This window comes from Pseudaminobacter soli (ex Li et al. 2025) (assembly GCF_003012705.1).
Lineage (GTDB): Bacteria > Pseudomonadota > Alphaproteobacteria > Rhizobiales > Rhizobiaceae > Pseudaminobacter > Pseudaminobacter soli.
In genome coordinates, this window is the sequence record NZ_PXYL01000001.1 from 135,450 (window position 1) to 149,546 (window position 14,097).

12 protein-coding genes are annotated in these 14,097 nt (G+C 64.4%); all 12 read left to right on the forward strand.

What is annotated here, in order from left to right; all coding sequences use genetic code 11:
• Window positions 1-129: 129 nt before the first annotated feature.
• From mraZ to murB, 12 genes are read left to right on the forward strand one after another with little or no spacing between them, the layout of a single operon-like run.
• Window positions 130-594, forward strand: coding sequence for a division/cell wall cluster transcriptional repressor MraZ (gene mraZ / locus C7I85_RS00585; protein WP_106722016.1), 465 nt, complete (start codon window positions 130-132; stop codon window positions 592-594).
• Window positions 591-1,607 carry a 16S rRNA (cytosine(1402)-N(4))-methyltransferase RsmH gene (gene rsmH, locus C7I85_RS00590; protein ID WP_181257041.1) on the forward strand — a complete coding sequence of 339 codons (1,017 nt, stop codon included), beginning with the start codon at window positions 591-593 and terminating at the stop codon, window positions 1,605-1,607. The genes mraZ and rsmH overlap by 4 nt, the downstream gene beginning before the upstream one ends.
• 4 nt (window positions 1,608-1,611) lie before the next feature.
• Window positions 1,612-1,989 carry a cell division protein FtsL gene (ftsL, locus tag C7I85_RS00595; RefSeq protein ID WP_106722018.1) on the forward strand — a complete coding sequence of 126 codons (378 nt, stop codon included), beginning with the start codon at window positions 1,612-1,614 and terminating at the stop codon, window positions 1,987-1,989.
• Window positions 1,986-3,701 (forward strand): peptidoglycan D,D-transpeptidase FtsI family protein, encoded by a 1,716-nt coding sequence (locus tag C7I85_RS00600; RefSeq protein WP_106722019.1) that lies wholly within the window; start codon window positions 1,986-1,988, stop codon window positions 3,699-3,701. Before ftsL ends, C7I85_RS00600 begins: the two co-directional genes overlap by 4 nt.
• 54 nt (window positions 3,702-3,755) lie before the next feature.
• Window positions 3,756-5,210 carry a UDP-N-acetylmuramoyl-L-alanyl-D-glutamate--2,6-diaminopimelate ligase gene (locus C7I85_RS00605; RefSeq protein ID WP_106722020.1) on the forward strand — a complete coding sequence of 485 codons (1,455 nt, stop codon included), beginning with the start codon at window positions 3,756-3,758 and terminating at the stop codon, window positions 5,208-5,210.
• Complete coding sequence (locus C7I85_RS00610; protein ID WP_106722021.1) at window positions 5,207-6,640, forward strand: UDP-N-acetylmuramoylalanyl-D-glutamyl-2,6-diaminopimelate--D-alanyl-D-alanine ligase; 1,434 nt, start codon at window positions 5,207-5,209, stop codon at window positions 6,638-6,640. Before C7I85_RS00605 ends, C7I85_RS00610 begins: the two co-directional genes overlap by 4 nt.
• Before the next feature lie 23 nt (window positions 6,641-6,663).
• Window positions 6,664-7,746 (forward strand): phospho-N-acetylmuramoyl-pentapeptide-transferase, encoded by a 1,083-nt coding sequence (gene mraY, locus C7I85_RS00615; protein WP_106722022.1) that lies wholly within the window; start codon window positions 6,664-6,666, stop codon window positions 7,744-7,746.
• A gap of 6 nt (window positions 7,747-7,752) precedes the next feature.
• Entirely contained in the window at window positions 7,753-9,153 is a 1,401-nt protein-coding gene (murD, locus tag C7I85_RS00620; RefSeq protein WP_106722023.1) for a UDP-N-acetylmuramoyl-L-alanine--D-glutamate ligase, read from the forward strand.
• On the forward strand, window positions 9,153-10,304 hold the full coding sequence (gene ftsW, locus C7I85_RS00625) for a putative lipid II flippase FtsW (RefSeq protein WP_106722024.1): 1,152 nt from the start codon (window positions 9,153-9,155) through the stop codon (window positions 10,302-10,304). The genes murD and ftsW overlap by 1 nt, the downstream gene beginning before the upstream one ends.
• A 1-nt stretch (window position 10,305) precedes the next feature.
• Window positions 10,306-11,433, forward strand: coding sequence for an undecaprenyldiphospho-muramoylpentapeptide beta-N-acetylglucosaminyltransferase (gene murG, locus C7I85_RS00630; RefSeq protein ID WP_106722025.1), 1,128 nt, complete (start codon window positions 10,306-10,308; stop codon window positions 11,431-11,433).
• Window positions 11,430-12,836 (forward strand): UDP-N-acetylmuramate--L-alanine ligase, encoded by a 1,407-nt coding sequence (murC, locus tag C7I85_RS00635; protein WP_106722026.1) that lies wholly within the window; start codon window positions 11,430-11,432, stop codon window positions 12,834-12,836. The genes murG and murC overlap by 4 nt, the downstream gene beginning before the upstream one ends.
• On the forward strand, window positions 12,833-13,798 hold the full coding sequence (gene murB, locus C7I85_RS00640; protein ID WP_106722027.1) for a UDP-N-acetylmuramate dehydrogenase: 966 nt from the start codon (window positions 12,833-12,835) through the stop codon (window positions 13,796-13,798). Before murC ends, murB begins: the two co-directional genes overlap by 4 nt.
• Window positions 13,799-14,097: the final 299 nt, after the last annotated feature.

The window sequence follows — 14,097 nt, forward strand, 5'->3', positions numbered from 1 at the left end:
CAGCCAATCCGGCTGTGTGGGGCGGCATTTTTGCATTCGAAAACAAGGGATTCGTGGCGAAGGCGCAGCCTTGTTGCCCAGCGACGGGCATGGCGGCTGGCGACGCGACGGAGGCGGCACAACCAAGCGATGGACCGGTTTCTGTCAAATGCGGTGAACAGGATCGACGCCAAGGGCCGCGTCTCGGTTCCCGCACATTTCCGTACGGTTTTGCAGAAGCGCGGCTACGGCGATCTCTATGCGCTTCGGGCGCTGGAGTGCGCGGCGCTGGACGTGGGCGGTCTCGATCTCCTCGACCGCTACGAGCAGCGCATTGCCCAGGAGGACCCCTTCCTGCGGACGGCGGACGACATGTCTTTCTTCTGTCATGGGGACGGAATGTTCCTGAAGATGGATCAGGATGGCCGCATTACCGTTACCGATTTCATGCGCGAGCACACGGGCATCTCCTCGGAGGTGGCTTTCGTGGGGCGTGGCACCTTTTTCCAGATGTGGGAGCCGGAAAGGCTGCGCACTCATGGAGCAGAGGTGCGGGCACGACTTTTGAAGCTTCGGCAGGGGACAGGAACGAAGAAAGCAGGAGAAGTGGAGTGATGGCAGACAGCGGCGAAGACGATCATGCCGTTGGCGGACCTGTCCGCCATATTCCGGTTCTTCTGGATGAAGTGATTGCGGCCTTGGCCCCCAAGGCGGGCGAGACCATCATCGACGGCACCTTCGGCGCCGGTGGCTACACGCGCGCCATATTGGCGGCGGGCGCGAATGTCGTTGCCATCGACCGCGACCCCGACGCTATTTCGGCCGGCCGGGAGTTGGAAAGCCAGTCTGGCGGTCGTCTTCGGCTCGTCCAGGCACCGTTTTCCAGCATCGATGCCCACGCGGAGCAAATCGATGGCGTGGTGCTCGACATTGGCGTCTCGTCCATGCAGCTCGACCAGGCCGAGCGCGGCTTTTCGTTCCGTTCCGATGGCCCGCTCGACATGCGCATGGCACAGCAGGGCGTCAGCGCGGCCGATGTCGTCAACCGGTTCAAGGCCGGGGATTTGGCGCGCATCTTCGGATTCCTGGGCGAGGAGCGCCATGCCGGCCGCATCGCACGCATGATCGAGAAGCGCCGCGCTTCGCAGCCCTTCGAGCGCACGCGCGATCTGGCCGAAGCGATCGCCGACACCGTCGGGCGCAATCCCAAGGACAAGATCCATCCGGCGACGCGCGTGTTCCAAGCGCTGCGCATTTACGTCAACGACGAACTCGGCGAACTGGCGCGCGCCCTGTTTGCGGCCGAGCGGGCGCTGAAGCCCGGTGGCCGGCTGGTCGTGGTGACGTTCCATTCGCTCGAGGATCGCATCGTCAAGCGCTTCATCGCCGACCGCTCGGGCACGGCCGCCGGCTCGCGCTATCTGCCTGAAACGCAAGTGAAATCGGCGACATTCGAGAAATCGGGTGGGGCTGTGGGGCCGACCGAACGCGAGACCGAGGCCAATCCGCGCGCCCGTTCGGCCAAGCTGCGCGCTGCGATCCGCACCGAGGCGCCGCCCCGCGCGCCCGATCTGTCGATCTTCGGCCTGCCGAAGCTTCCTGAAGTCCGGTCAGCCGGGGAAAGGTAGGAACATGTTCCGCACCAGCGATATCCTTCTCATCGCCGTGATGGTTTCGGCCGCCGCCTTTACCTACAAGACCAAGCATGAAGCCGAGGAACAGCTCATTGCGGTGCGCAAGATCGAGCAGCAGATCCGCTTCGAAGAGGATTCGATCGACCTGCTCAAGGCCGACTGGAGCCTGCTGACCCAGCCGGCGCGGCTGCAGAAGCTGGCGGAAACCTATCAGAACGAGCTGCAGCTGGCGCCGGTCGAGGCGCGGCAGATCGTCGGCCTCAACGATCTGCCGACAAAGCCCGTCGACGTCCAGGATACGTCCAGCAAGCGGCTTGGCGGTGTGGCCGACAGCGGCGGCACCGACAAGGTTGTGACGGGGGCGGTGGTTAGATGATGAAGCTTTGGCGCAAACGTCTTTCCAAGGCCGAGGCTTCCACCGCGTCCATCGTCGTCGACGGCGCCCGCAAGGCGACCGGCGGCCGCACGAAGAACCGCGTGGTCATGACAATGACGGTGTTCTTCGGCATCTATGCCACGATCACCGGCCGCCTCATCTATCTCGGCATGCTGCAGCCCGACGAGAGCGGCGGCCCCGCTACGCGCGTGACTGCGTCGCGCCCGGACATCGTCGATCGCAACGGCGAGGTGCTGGCCACCGACATCAAGACCTTGTCGCTCTTTGCCGAGCCGCGGCGGATCGTCGACGCTGACGAAGTGATCGAGAAGCTGTCCACGGTCCTGCCCGACATCGATGTCGAGCAGACCTATAAGCGGCTCAAGAGCGGTGCCGGCTTCGTCTGGCTGAAACGCCAGCTGAGCCCCAGGCAACAGGCCGACATCATGCAGCTCGGCCTTCCCGGTATCGGTTTCCGCACCGAAAAGCGGCGCTTCTATCCCGGCGGCCCCACCGCCGCGCACATTCTCGGCCTGACCAATATCGACAATCAGGGCATTGCCGGGATGGAGAAATATATCGACGACCAGGGCCTTGCCGATCTGCAGGCTTCTGGTCTGGCCGACGCCAAGGACCTCAGGCCGGTGCGGTTGTCGATCGATCTTCGCGTCCAGCACATCGTCCGCGACGAAGTCGCCAAGGCGCTCGACAAATATCAGGCGATCGCCGCCGGCGCCGTGGTGCTCAACGTCAAGACCGGCGAGGTGCTGGCTATGGCGTCGGTGCCGGATTTCGACCCCAACAACCCCTACAATGCGCTCGACAAGGATCACCTGAACCGCATGTCGGCGGGCGTCTACGAAATGGGCTCGACCATCAAGAGCTTCACCACGGCAATGGCGCTCGATTCCGGCAAGGTGACGCTCAACAGCACTTTCGACGCCACGCGGCCCATCACCATCGGCCGCCAGACCATCCGTGACTTTCACGGCAAGGGCAGGGTGCTGAGCGTGCCGGAGGTCTTCATCTATTCGTCCAACATCGGCTCGGCTCGCGAGGCGGACGTGGTGGGCATCGAAGGGCACCGCGAATTCCTGAAACGCATCGGCCTGCTCGACCGCCTGCAGACCGAGCTGCCGGAAGTGGCGCGGCCGACCGAGCCCAAGGTTTGGAAGAAGGTGCACTCGATCACCATCTCCTTCGGCCACGGCATGTCGACCACCCCGCTGCAGACGGCGGTGGGCGCGGCGGCGCTGATGAATGGCGGCTATCTGATGAACCCCACCTTCTTGCCGCGGACCGAGCAGGACGCGATGGCGTCGGCCAAGCAGGTCGTCAACACCAAGACCAGCCAGGACATGCGCTATCTCTACCTGCTCAATGCCGAGAAGGGCTCGGGCAAGCGCGCCGAGGTGCCCGGTTATCGCGTCGGCGGCAAGACGGGTACGGCCGAGAAGGTGGTCAACGGTCGTTATGCGTCGAATGTTCGCTTCAATGCCTTCCTGGCGGCTTTCCCGATGGACGATCCGCAATATGTGGTGCTCAGCATCGTTGACGAACCCAAGCCGGAGAAGCCGGGCATGCCTGCCACCGCGGGTCTCAATGCGGCGCCGGTCGTCGCCAACATCATCAGGCGCTCTGCTTCATTTCTTGGCGTGAAGCCAGAATTCGGCCATGAAAGTGAAGCTACGGTGGCATCATCCTACGATTGATTCTCAAGGCGCGCCGGTAAAGCGCGCCATTTTGTTTGTGACGAATGGACTTCGATGAAACTTGAAAATCTAGCCGGTATCCTGCCTCTGGACGCGACTGTTCCCGGGAATCTGGAGACGGGCGGAGTGTCTTCGGATTCACGCCGCATCAAGCCGGGCGACCTCTTCGTCGCTGTGCACGGCACCAAGACCGATGGCGCCTCCTACGCCGCCGACGCCGTGGCGCGCGGCGCGGCTGCCATCATCGCCGCAAAGGGCGCCGTTATCGGCTCGCATGCCGTCCCTGTCATTTCGGTCGAAGACCCGCGGCACGCGCTAGCGATGATCGCGGCGCAGTTTGCCGGCCGCCAGCCCGAAACCATGGTTGCCGTGACCGGCACCAGCGGCAAGACCTCGGTCGCCGCCTTCACGCGCCAGATCTGGGAGCAGGCAGGCAATGCCGCGGCCAGCATCGGCACCACCGGCGTGGTTGCGCCGGGCCGCAATGAATATGGCTCGCTGACGACGCCCGATCCGGTCGAGTTGCATCGGCTTTTGGCCGAGCTTGCCGACGCTGGCGTGACGCATGCCTCGATGGAAGCATCCAGCCACGGCCTCGACCAGCGCCGCCTCGACGGCGTGCGGCTGGCCGCCGGTGCCTTCACTAATCTCGGCCGCGACCACATGGATTATCATCCGACGGTCGAGGAGTATCACCGCGCAAAGCTCAGGCTGTTCAATACGCTGCTGCCCAAGGGCGCGCCTGCGGTGGTCTTTGCCGACGACGAATGGTCGGAGCCGACCGTGAAAGCCGCCCGCGCCGCCGGCCTGAACGTGCTCACCGTCGGCCGTCACGGCGACTTCCTGCAGCTCAAGCGCGTCGAGCATGAGCGTTTCCGCCAGCGCGCCGAAATCGAGGTGGGCGGAGTGATCTACGAGATCGATCTGCCGCTCGCGGGCGATTTCCAGATCTACAATGCGCTGGTTGCCGCTGGCCTTGCGATTGCGACAGGCACGCCCGCCGACAAGGCGCTTCCGGCGCTCGAAAAGCTGAAGGGTGCGCCCGGTCGCCTCGACCTGGTTGGCACCACCCATGAAGGCGCGCCGGTCTATGTCGACTACGCCCACAAGCCCGATGCGCTGGAAAACGTGCTGGCCTCGGTGCGGCCGTTCACGACCGGTCGCGTGATCGTGGTGTTCGGCTGCGGCGGCGATCGCGACCGTGGCAAGCGCCCGATCATGGGCGAGATCGCGACGCGGCTGGCCGATGTGGCCATCGTTACCGACGACAATCCGCGCTCGGAAGTGCCCGAGACCATCCGCTCGGCGATCATGGCGGCCGCGCCTGGGGCCATCGAGATCGGCGACCGTCGCCAGGCCATTCGCGAGGCAGTGGCCATGATGCATGCCGGCGATACGCTGATCATTGCCGGCAAGGGGCATGAGGAAGGCCAGACGGTCGGCTCCGAAACCCTTCCGTTCTCGGATCACGAGGAGGTGCGTAACGCCCTCAAGGAGCATGCCGGATGAGCTTGCTGTGGACCTCCGAGGCTCTCGTCGATCCCATGGGCGGTCGCCCGCTCGGCCAGCTGCCAGCCGGCATAACGGGCATTTCCATCGACAGCCGTACGCTGAAGCCGGGTGAGGCCTTCTTCGCAATCAAAGGCGAGGCCATGGATGGCCACGACTTCGCGACCGCCGCAGTGAAGGCCGGCGCCGGGGTTCTGGTGGTTGCCGAAGGAAAGCTGCCCGCACTCGGCCGGCTGACGGCGCCGATGATCGTTGTGCCGGATGTCCTGGCCGCGCTCGAAAAGCTCGGCATTGCTGCCCGTACGCGCAGCGATGCAAGGATCATCGCGGTCACCGGGTCGGTCGGCAAGACCAGCACGAAGGAGGCACTGCGCCACGGCCTTTCGGCGGTCGGCAAGGTCCATGCTTCGGCCATGTCCTTCAACAATCACTGGGGCGTGCCGCTGACGCTCGCCCGCATGCCCGCCGATTGCGATTATGCCGTCTTCGAAATCGGCATGAACCATGAGAACGAGATCCGCCCGCTGGTTAAGATGGTTCGCCCGCATGTGGCGATCGTCACCTCGATTGCGCCGGCCCATCTCGGCCATTTCAGCAGCATGGACGACATTGCGCGGGCAAAAGCTGAGATATTCGAAGGTGTTGAGCCCGGCGGCACCGCACTCCTCAACCGCGACGATGCCCGCTTCGAGCTGCTTGCAAAGCTGGCGCGTGACGTCGGCGTCGAACACATCGTCGGTTATGGCGAAGACGCCGGAGCCGATGTCAGGCTCACCAATTTCGTGCTTCACGCCGACCACTCGATCATGACGGCGAATGTTGCGGGCGAGGAAGTGGCCGCCGAGATCGGCGCGCCCGGTCGCCACATCGTGCAGAACGTGCTGGCGGTGCTGGGCGCCGCGAAGCTTGTTGGCGCCGACCTTGCCGAGGTGGCGCTGGCGATGACCAGCCTGATCCCCGAGCGTGGACGCGGGCGGCGGCACACGCTGCGCCATCCCAACGGCATCTTCACGCTGATCGACGAAAGCTACAACGCCAATCCCGCTTCGATGCGGGCCGCGATGGCACTTCTGGAATCGACGCCGGTCAAGTCCGGCGCGCGGCGCATTGCCGTGCTGGGCGACATGCTGGAGCTCGGCGAGCATTCGGAGCGGCTGCACAAGGATCTGGCCGGGCTGTTCAGTGGCGCGAGCGCGGACCTTGTGTTCCTCGCCGGGGCAGAAATGCGGGCTCTCGCCGAAATTCTGCCAGATGACTTCCATACTGAGCACCGGGCAAACGGCGACGAGCTGAAGCTTGTCCTCATGCACGCTATCCGGCCGGGCGATGTCGTCATGGTCAAGTCGTCCAAGAGCATCGGGTTCGCGAAGCTGGTCGACGCGCTGATAGAACGGTTTCCGGAGGCCTCCGGAAACGCCAAAGAAACCTGACGATGGTCCTGGAACGAATTTAGATGCTAACCCTGCTCGTCAACTTTTCCGACCATCTCACGGTCTTCAACGTCTTCCGCTACATCACCTTCCGTACCGGCGGAGCGTTGATCACTGCTGCTCTGATTGTCTTCATCTTTGGGCCGATGATCATCGACTCGCTGCGCATCCGGCAGGGCAAGGGCCAGCCGATCCGCGCAGACGGGCCGCAGACCCACTTCAAGAAGGCCGGCACGCCGACCATGGGCGGCCTGATGATCCTCTGTGGCATCATCGGGTCGTCGCTGCTGTGGGCGAACATCACCAGCATCTATGTCTGGGTCGTCCTTCTGGTCACGCTCGGCTTCGGCGCCATCGGCTTCTATGACGACTATCTCAAGGTCACCAAGCAGTCGCATCTCGGCTTCTCAGGCAAGGCGCGCCTTGGCCTCGAGTTCCTCATTGCCGCTGTTGCCGGCTGGGCGATCATGCATGCCGGCCAGGCGCCGTTCTCGTCGTCGCTGACCTTCCCCTTCATCAAGGATTTCCTGATCAATCTCGGCTGGTTCTTCATTCCCTTCGCCTGCTTCGTCATCGTCGGCGCCGGCAATGCGGTGAACCTGACCGACGGTCTGGACGGCCTTGCCATCGTGCCGATCATGATCGCCGCCGCGTCCTTCGGCGTCATCGCCTACCTGTCGGGTAACGCTGTGTTCGCAGAATATCTGCAGATTCACTTCGTGCCCGGCACTGGCGAATTGGCCGTCATCCTCGGCGCCGTCATCGGCGCCGGCCTTGGCTTCCTCTGGTTCAATGCGCCGCCTGCCGCAATCTTCATGGGCGACACCGGCTCGCTCGCGCTGGGCGGCCTCATCGGCACCGTTGCCGTCGCCACCAAGCACGAGATCGTGCTCGCCATCATTGGCGGCCTGTTCGTCATGGAAGCGCTGTCGGTCATCATCCAGGTCGGCTTCTTCAAGATGACCGGCCGGCGCGTGTTCCTGATGGCGCCGATCCACCACCATTTTGAAAAGCTCGGCTGGACCGAAAGCCAGGTGGTGATCCGCTTCTGGATCATCGCGGTCATTCTGGCGCTCATCGGCCTGTCGACCCTCAAGCTTCGGTAAACCTATATGATACCAGCGCGCTCCTTCGCCGGCCGTCGCGTAGCACTTTTCGGGCTCGGCGGTTCGGGCATCGCGACCGCGCGCGCCCTGATCGAGGGCGGCGCGGAAGTGCTTGCATGGGACGACAATCCAGAAAGCGTTGCCAAGGCGATAGCCGAAGGCATCGGTACCGGCGATCTGCGTCAGACCGACTGGGGTGGCTTTGCCTCCTTCGTGCTGTCGCCCGGCGTGCCGCTCACCCATCCCAAGCCGCATTGGTCGGTGGAACTTGCGCGCGGCGCGGGCGTCGAGGTGATCGGCGACATCGAGCTTTTCGCGCGCGAGCGCACGGCGAGCGCCCCCGATGCTCCGTTCATCGCCATCACCGGCACCAACGGCAAGTCGACGACCACGGCGCTGACCGCGCATATTATCAAGGCATCCGGCCGCGATGCGCAGATGGGCGGCAATATCGGCCGCGCGGTCATGACGCTCGATCCGCCGCGCAGCGACCGCAACTATGTGGTCGAGTGCTCGTCCTATCAGATCGACCTCGCACCCTCGATCAACCCGACCGCAGGCGTGCTGCTCAACCTGACGCCGGACCATCTCGACCGCCACGGCACGATGCAGCACTACGCATCGATCAAGGAACGCCTGGTGGCGGGCAGCGAGACGGCCATTATCGGCATCGACGACATCTATTGCGCCCAGATCGCTGACCGCCTCGAAAAGGCCGGCAAGGACGTCGTGCGCATTTCCAAGCGCCTGCCGCTGACTGACGGCTACTTCGCCGACGGCACGGACCTGATGGAGGCCGTGCATGGCCGCTACAGCCGCATCGGTTTCCTCGAGGGCATCGGTTCGCTGCGCGGCCAGCACAATGCGCAGAATGCGCTCGCGGCCGTCGTGGCCTGCCTCAAGGTCGGGCTCGACCTCGGCGAGATCCAGTCTGGCCTTGAGAGCTTCCCGGGTCTGGCGCACCGCATGGAGCAGGTCGGCCGCAAGGACCATGTGCTCTTCGTCAACGACTCCAAGGCAACCAATGCCGACGCCTCCGCGCCGGCCTTGTCGAGCTTCCCGCGCATCTACTGGATCGCCGGCGGCCTGCCCAAGGAAGGCGGCATCGAGCCGCTGCGCAGCTTCTTTCCCCGTATTGCCAAGGCCTATCTGATCGGCGAAGCTGCACCTGCCTTTTCGGCGACGCTCGGCGAGGCCGTGCCTTACGAGATTTCTGGCACGCTGGCCGCTGCCGTCGAACATGCCGCGCATGATGCGGCGCTTGACGATGCCGGCGAAGCGGTTGTGTTGCTTTCGCCTGCCTGTGCGAGTTTCGATCAGTTCAAGAATTTCGAGGTTCGCGGCGACGCCTTCCGTGCGGCGGTCGCTGCGATCGACAAGGTCAAGCCGATCGGGGGGACACGATAATGGCAAGCCGTCTCGATAGAAGCCCTGTCGCCATATGGTGGCGGACGATCGACCGCTGGTTCCTGGCCGCGTTCCTGACGCTGATGGGACTGGGCATCGTGCTCTCCTTCGCCGCCAGCCCGGCGGTTGCCGAGCGCATCGGTCTCGACAGCTTCCATTTCGCGACGCGCCAGATCTTCTTCACCCTTCCGGCCCTGTGCGTGATGCTCGCCGTCTCCTTCCTCGAGGCGCGCGAGGTGCGGCGCATGGCGCTGATCATGCTTTGCATCGCGCTGGTGCTGATGGTGGCTGTTCTCTATGTCGGCGTCGAGGTTAAGGGCGCGCGGCGCTGGGTTTCCTTTGCCGGCGTCTCCGTCCAGCCCTCCGAATTCCTCAAGCCCGCTTTCGTTATCGTCTGCGCCTGGCTCTTCGCCGAGCATCAGCGCCAGCCCGATATCCCCGGCAACCTCATGGCAATGGGACTGCTGGGCGTCGTTCTGGCGCTTCTGGTGGCGCAGCCCGACCTTGGCCAAACCATGCTGTCCCTCGGTACCTGGGGCGTGATGTTCTTCATGGCGGGCATGCCGTGGCTGTGGATCATCGTGCTCGGTGCGCTGGGCGCTGGTGGAGCGTTGGCTGCCTATACCGTCTTTCCGCACGTCGCCGGCCGTATCGACCGCTTCCTGACCGGCGAGGGCGACACCTTCCAGGTCGACATGGGCCGCGAGGCCGTCATCAATGGCGGCTGGTTCGGCGTCGGGCCGGGTGAGGGCACCGTCAAACGCGTCATTCCCGACAGCCACGCCGATTTCGTGTTCGCGGTGGCGGGCGAGGAGTTCGGCATCATCATGTGCTTCCTCATCATGTTCCTGTTCGCCTTCATTGTCCTGCGCGGCCTGAACATCGCGCTCAAGGAGCATGACGACTTCACGCGATACGCCGTGGCCGGGCTGGTGGTCGTCTTCGGCCTCCAGTCGGTCATCAATATGGGCGTCAATCTCCAATTGCTGCCGGCCAAGGGCATGACGCTGCCCTTCATCTCCTATGGCGGCTCGTCGCAGATCGCGATCGCCATCTCCATGGGCATGGTCCTGGCATTGACGCGCAAGCGGCCCGAACGGCGCAAGTCGCCCGGCTATCCGCTTGCCAAGCACGCATTGGCGGCCGAGTGACATGACCAAGGGGACAGTTCTTCTCGCCGCCGGCGGCACCGGCGGCCACCTCTTTCCTGCCGAAGCGCTGGCGCATGAGCTGACTGATCGCGGCTGGGAGGTCCATCTCGCGACCGACGATCGCGCCGGGCGCTTTGCTGGCAGTTTTCCGGCAAAGGCGATCCACCCGATCGCTTCGGCCACGTTCGGCTCGCGTAATCCCCTTAAGATGGCCGGCGCCTTCTGGACGATCTGGCAGGGCGTGCGCCAGTCTTCCGCACTGATCCGCCAGCTCAAGCCAGCCGCTGTGGTCGGCTTCGGCGGCTATCCGACGCTGCCGCCGCTCTATGCCGCGACGCGCCGGGGCGTGCCGACGCTAATCCATGAACAGAACGCGGTGATGGGGCGGGCCAACAAGGCGCTTGCCGGGCGCGTGACCGCGATTGCAGGCGGCTTCCTGGACGGAAAGTCGAGCTCCTACGGCAGCAAGATCATCGTGACCGGCAACCCGGTCAGGCCCGCGGTGCTGGAAGCCGCGCGCATCCCCTATGCCGCGTCCGGCCCCGGCGAGCCGTTCCGCCTGCTGGTGTTCGGCGGCAGCCAGGGCGCGCAGTTCTTTTCCGATGCGGTGCCGCCGGCCATCGCCGCCTTGCCCGAACCCTTGCGCAGGCGGCTGAGTGTCGTGCAGCAGGCGCGCGCCGAGGACGCTAACCGCGTGACGGCCGCTTACGCCGAACTCGGCATCGAGGCGCAGGTGCAGCCCTTCTTCAAGGACATGGCGGCCAAGATCGGCGCCGCTCATCTCGTTATCGCCCGCTCGGGCGCGTCGACGGTTTCGGAAGTGGCCGTGATCGGCCGGCCGGCACTTCTTGTGCCTTATCCCTATGCGCTCGACCATGACCAGGCGGCCAACGCCACCACCCTTGCCGAATTGGGTGGGGCGGAGGTGCACCCCCAAGCGATGCTGTCGGTCGAGAGCCTGTCGGCGCTGATCGGCCGGTGTTTGATGGACCCGGACCGGCTGGCAACCATGGCCGAAGCCGCCAAGGCGGCGGGAAAGCCCGATGCCGTACGGTTGCTTGCGGACATGACAGAGGCTATTGCGGCGCGGAAACCTATAAAGACACTGAAGGAAGGGATGCGGCCATGAAGATGCGGCAGACGATCGGGCTTGTGCATTTCATCGGCATCGGCGGCATCGGCATGAGCGGTATCGCTGAAGTCCTGCACAATCTTGGCTACAAGGTGCAGGGCTCGGACCAGGCCGATGGCGCCAATGTGCAGCGCCTGCGCGAGAAAGGCATCGAGTGCTTCGTGGGCCACCGCGCCGAAAACCTCGGCGACGCTGAGGTTGTCGTGGTGTCGACCGCGATCAAGAAGTCGAACCCTGAGTTGATCGCTGCGCGTGAAAAGTTGCTGCCGGTCGTGCGGCGCGCCGAAATGCTGGCCGAGCTGATGCGCTTCCGCCAGGCTATCGCCATCGGCGGCACGCATGGCAAGACCACCACGACCTCGATGGTCGCGACGCTGCTGGAAGCCGGCGGCCTCGATCCCACCGTCATCAATGGCGGCATCATCAATGCCTATGGCACCAATGCGCGCATGGGCGAGGGCGAGTGGATGGTGGTGGAGGCCGACGAGAGCGACGGCACCTTCCTGAAGCTGCCGGCCGACATCGCCGTCGTCACCAATATCGACCCCGAGCATCTCGACCACTATGGCTCCTTCGACAAGGTGCGCGAGGCGTTCCGGCAGTTCGTCGAGAACGTGCCGTTCTACGGATTCGGCGTGATGTGCACGGACCATCCGGAGGTGCAGGCGCTGGTGTCGCGCATCGAGGACCGCCGCGTCATCACCTATGGCGAGAACGCGCAGGCCGACGTGCGCTTCACCCGCCACCGCATGGAGGGGGCTTCCTCCATCTTCGACGTGGTCATCCGCAACCGCAAGACTGGCGGGCAGACCGTGATTTCCGACCTGCGGCTTCCGATGCCCGGCCGCCACAACATGTCGAACGCGACGGCGGCTATTGCCGTGGCGCACGAGCTTGGCCTGTCGGCCGACGCCATCAGGAAGGGCCTGTCCTCGTTCGGCGGCGTCAAGCGTCGCTTCACCCCCACCGGCAGCTGGAACGGCGTCAGCGTGTTCGATGACTACGGCCACCATCCGGTCGAGATCAAAGCGGTGCTTAGGGCCGCTCGTGACGCCTGTCAGGGGCGCGTCATCGCCATTGCCCAGCCGCACCGCTACACGCGCCTGCACGACCTGTTCGGCGATTTCTCGGCCTGCTTCAACGATGCCGATACTGTCATGATCGCGCCCGTTTATGCGGCGGGCGAGGATCCCGTCGATGGCGTCACCTCCGAAGCACTGGTGTCGCGCATCCGCGCCGGCGGCCATCGCGATGCGCGCTACATCGAGGGGCCGGCAGCGATTGCCCCGATCGTGCGCGAGCTTGCCAAACCGGGCGATTTTGTCGTCTTCTTGGGCGCAGGCAACATTACGCAGTGGGCCTATGCTTTGCCGAAGGAGCTGGCCGGGGAGGCTGCATGACGAAGGGAGAGGCGCTTCTCGCCAAGCTGGGCGACAAGCTTTCCGGGGTGCGGGGTCGCATCACGCCGGATGCCGAGATGGAAAAGATCACCTGGTTCCGCGCGGGTGGCACGGCCGATGCGCTGTTCCAGCCGGCGGATGAGGAAGACCTTGCCGCCTTCCTGCGCGCGGTTCCGGAAGAGATCCCGCTGACGATCGTCGGCATCGGCTCGAACCTGCTCGTTCGCGAGGGCGGCCTTCGCGGCTTCGTCGTCAGGCTGTCGGCCAAGGGGTTCGGCGAGGCCGAGGTTGTCTCGCCGACGCAGATCAGGGCGGGCGCTGCCACTCCCGACAAGCGCGTTGCGGCGGTGGCGCTGGAGGCCGGCATTGGCGGCTTCCACTTCTATCACGGCATTCCAGGCGGCATCGGCGGGGCGCTGCGCATGAATGCGGGCGCCAACGGCGTCGAAACCCGCGACCGGGTCGTCGAAGTGCGCGCGCTGGACCGGCAGGGCAACCTGCACGTCCTGTCTAACGCCGACATGGGCTATTCCTATCGCCATTCCTCGGCGCCGGCCGGCCTCATCTTCACCTCCGCCCTTTTCGAGGGCTATCCGGAGGATCGCGAGAAGATCCGCGCGGAGATGGAAGCGGTGCAGCACCATCGCGAGACGGTGCAGCCGATCCGCGAGAAGACCGGTGGCTCCACCTTCAAGAACCCGGATGGCACTTCCGCCTGGAAGGAGATCGACAAGGCCGGATGTCGCGGATTGATGATCGGCGGCGCGCAGATGTCGCCGATGCACTGCAATTTCATGATCAATACCGGCAACGCGACCGGCTACGACCTCGAACATCTCGGCGAGACCGTTCGCGCAAGGGTGCTCGAAAATTCCGGCATCAAGCTGCACTGGGAAATCAAGCGTATCGGCGATTTCAGGCCGGGGCGCGAGGTGCAGGAATTTCTGGGCCAGCTGCTCTAGGCTTCTGCTCCAGCGCCGCTCTCGCTGGCGCCAAAACCCTCCATCGCACACTGTTCGTCACCTGCCATTTTTGTGGCAGGTGACTTCGTCGTTTCGCGTGCGCCGGGCAGTCGGCGCTATTTCGATAAAATTTGAATCATATTGAATCCTAAGGGCTTGCCACAGAATCAACTCTCTGATTCTTTGGGGGAAAGCGTTTCCTGATTTGAGTCGTTCGAGCGCGGCTGACGCGTTTTCCGTCTGGAGGGGTGGCCTGCCGGAAGACTCGGACTCGTTTCAGAAAATGCCCTGGTTTGAAG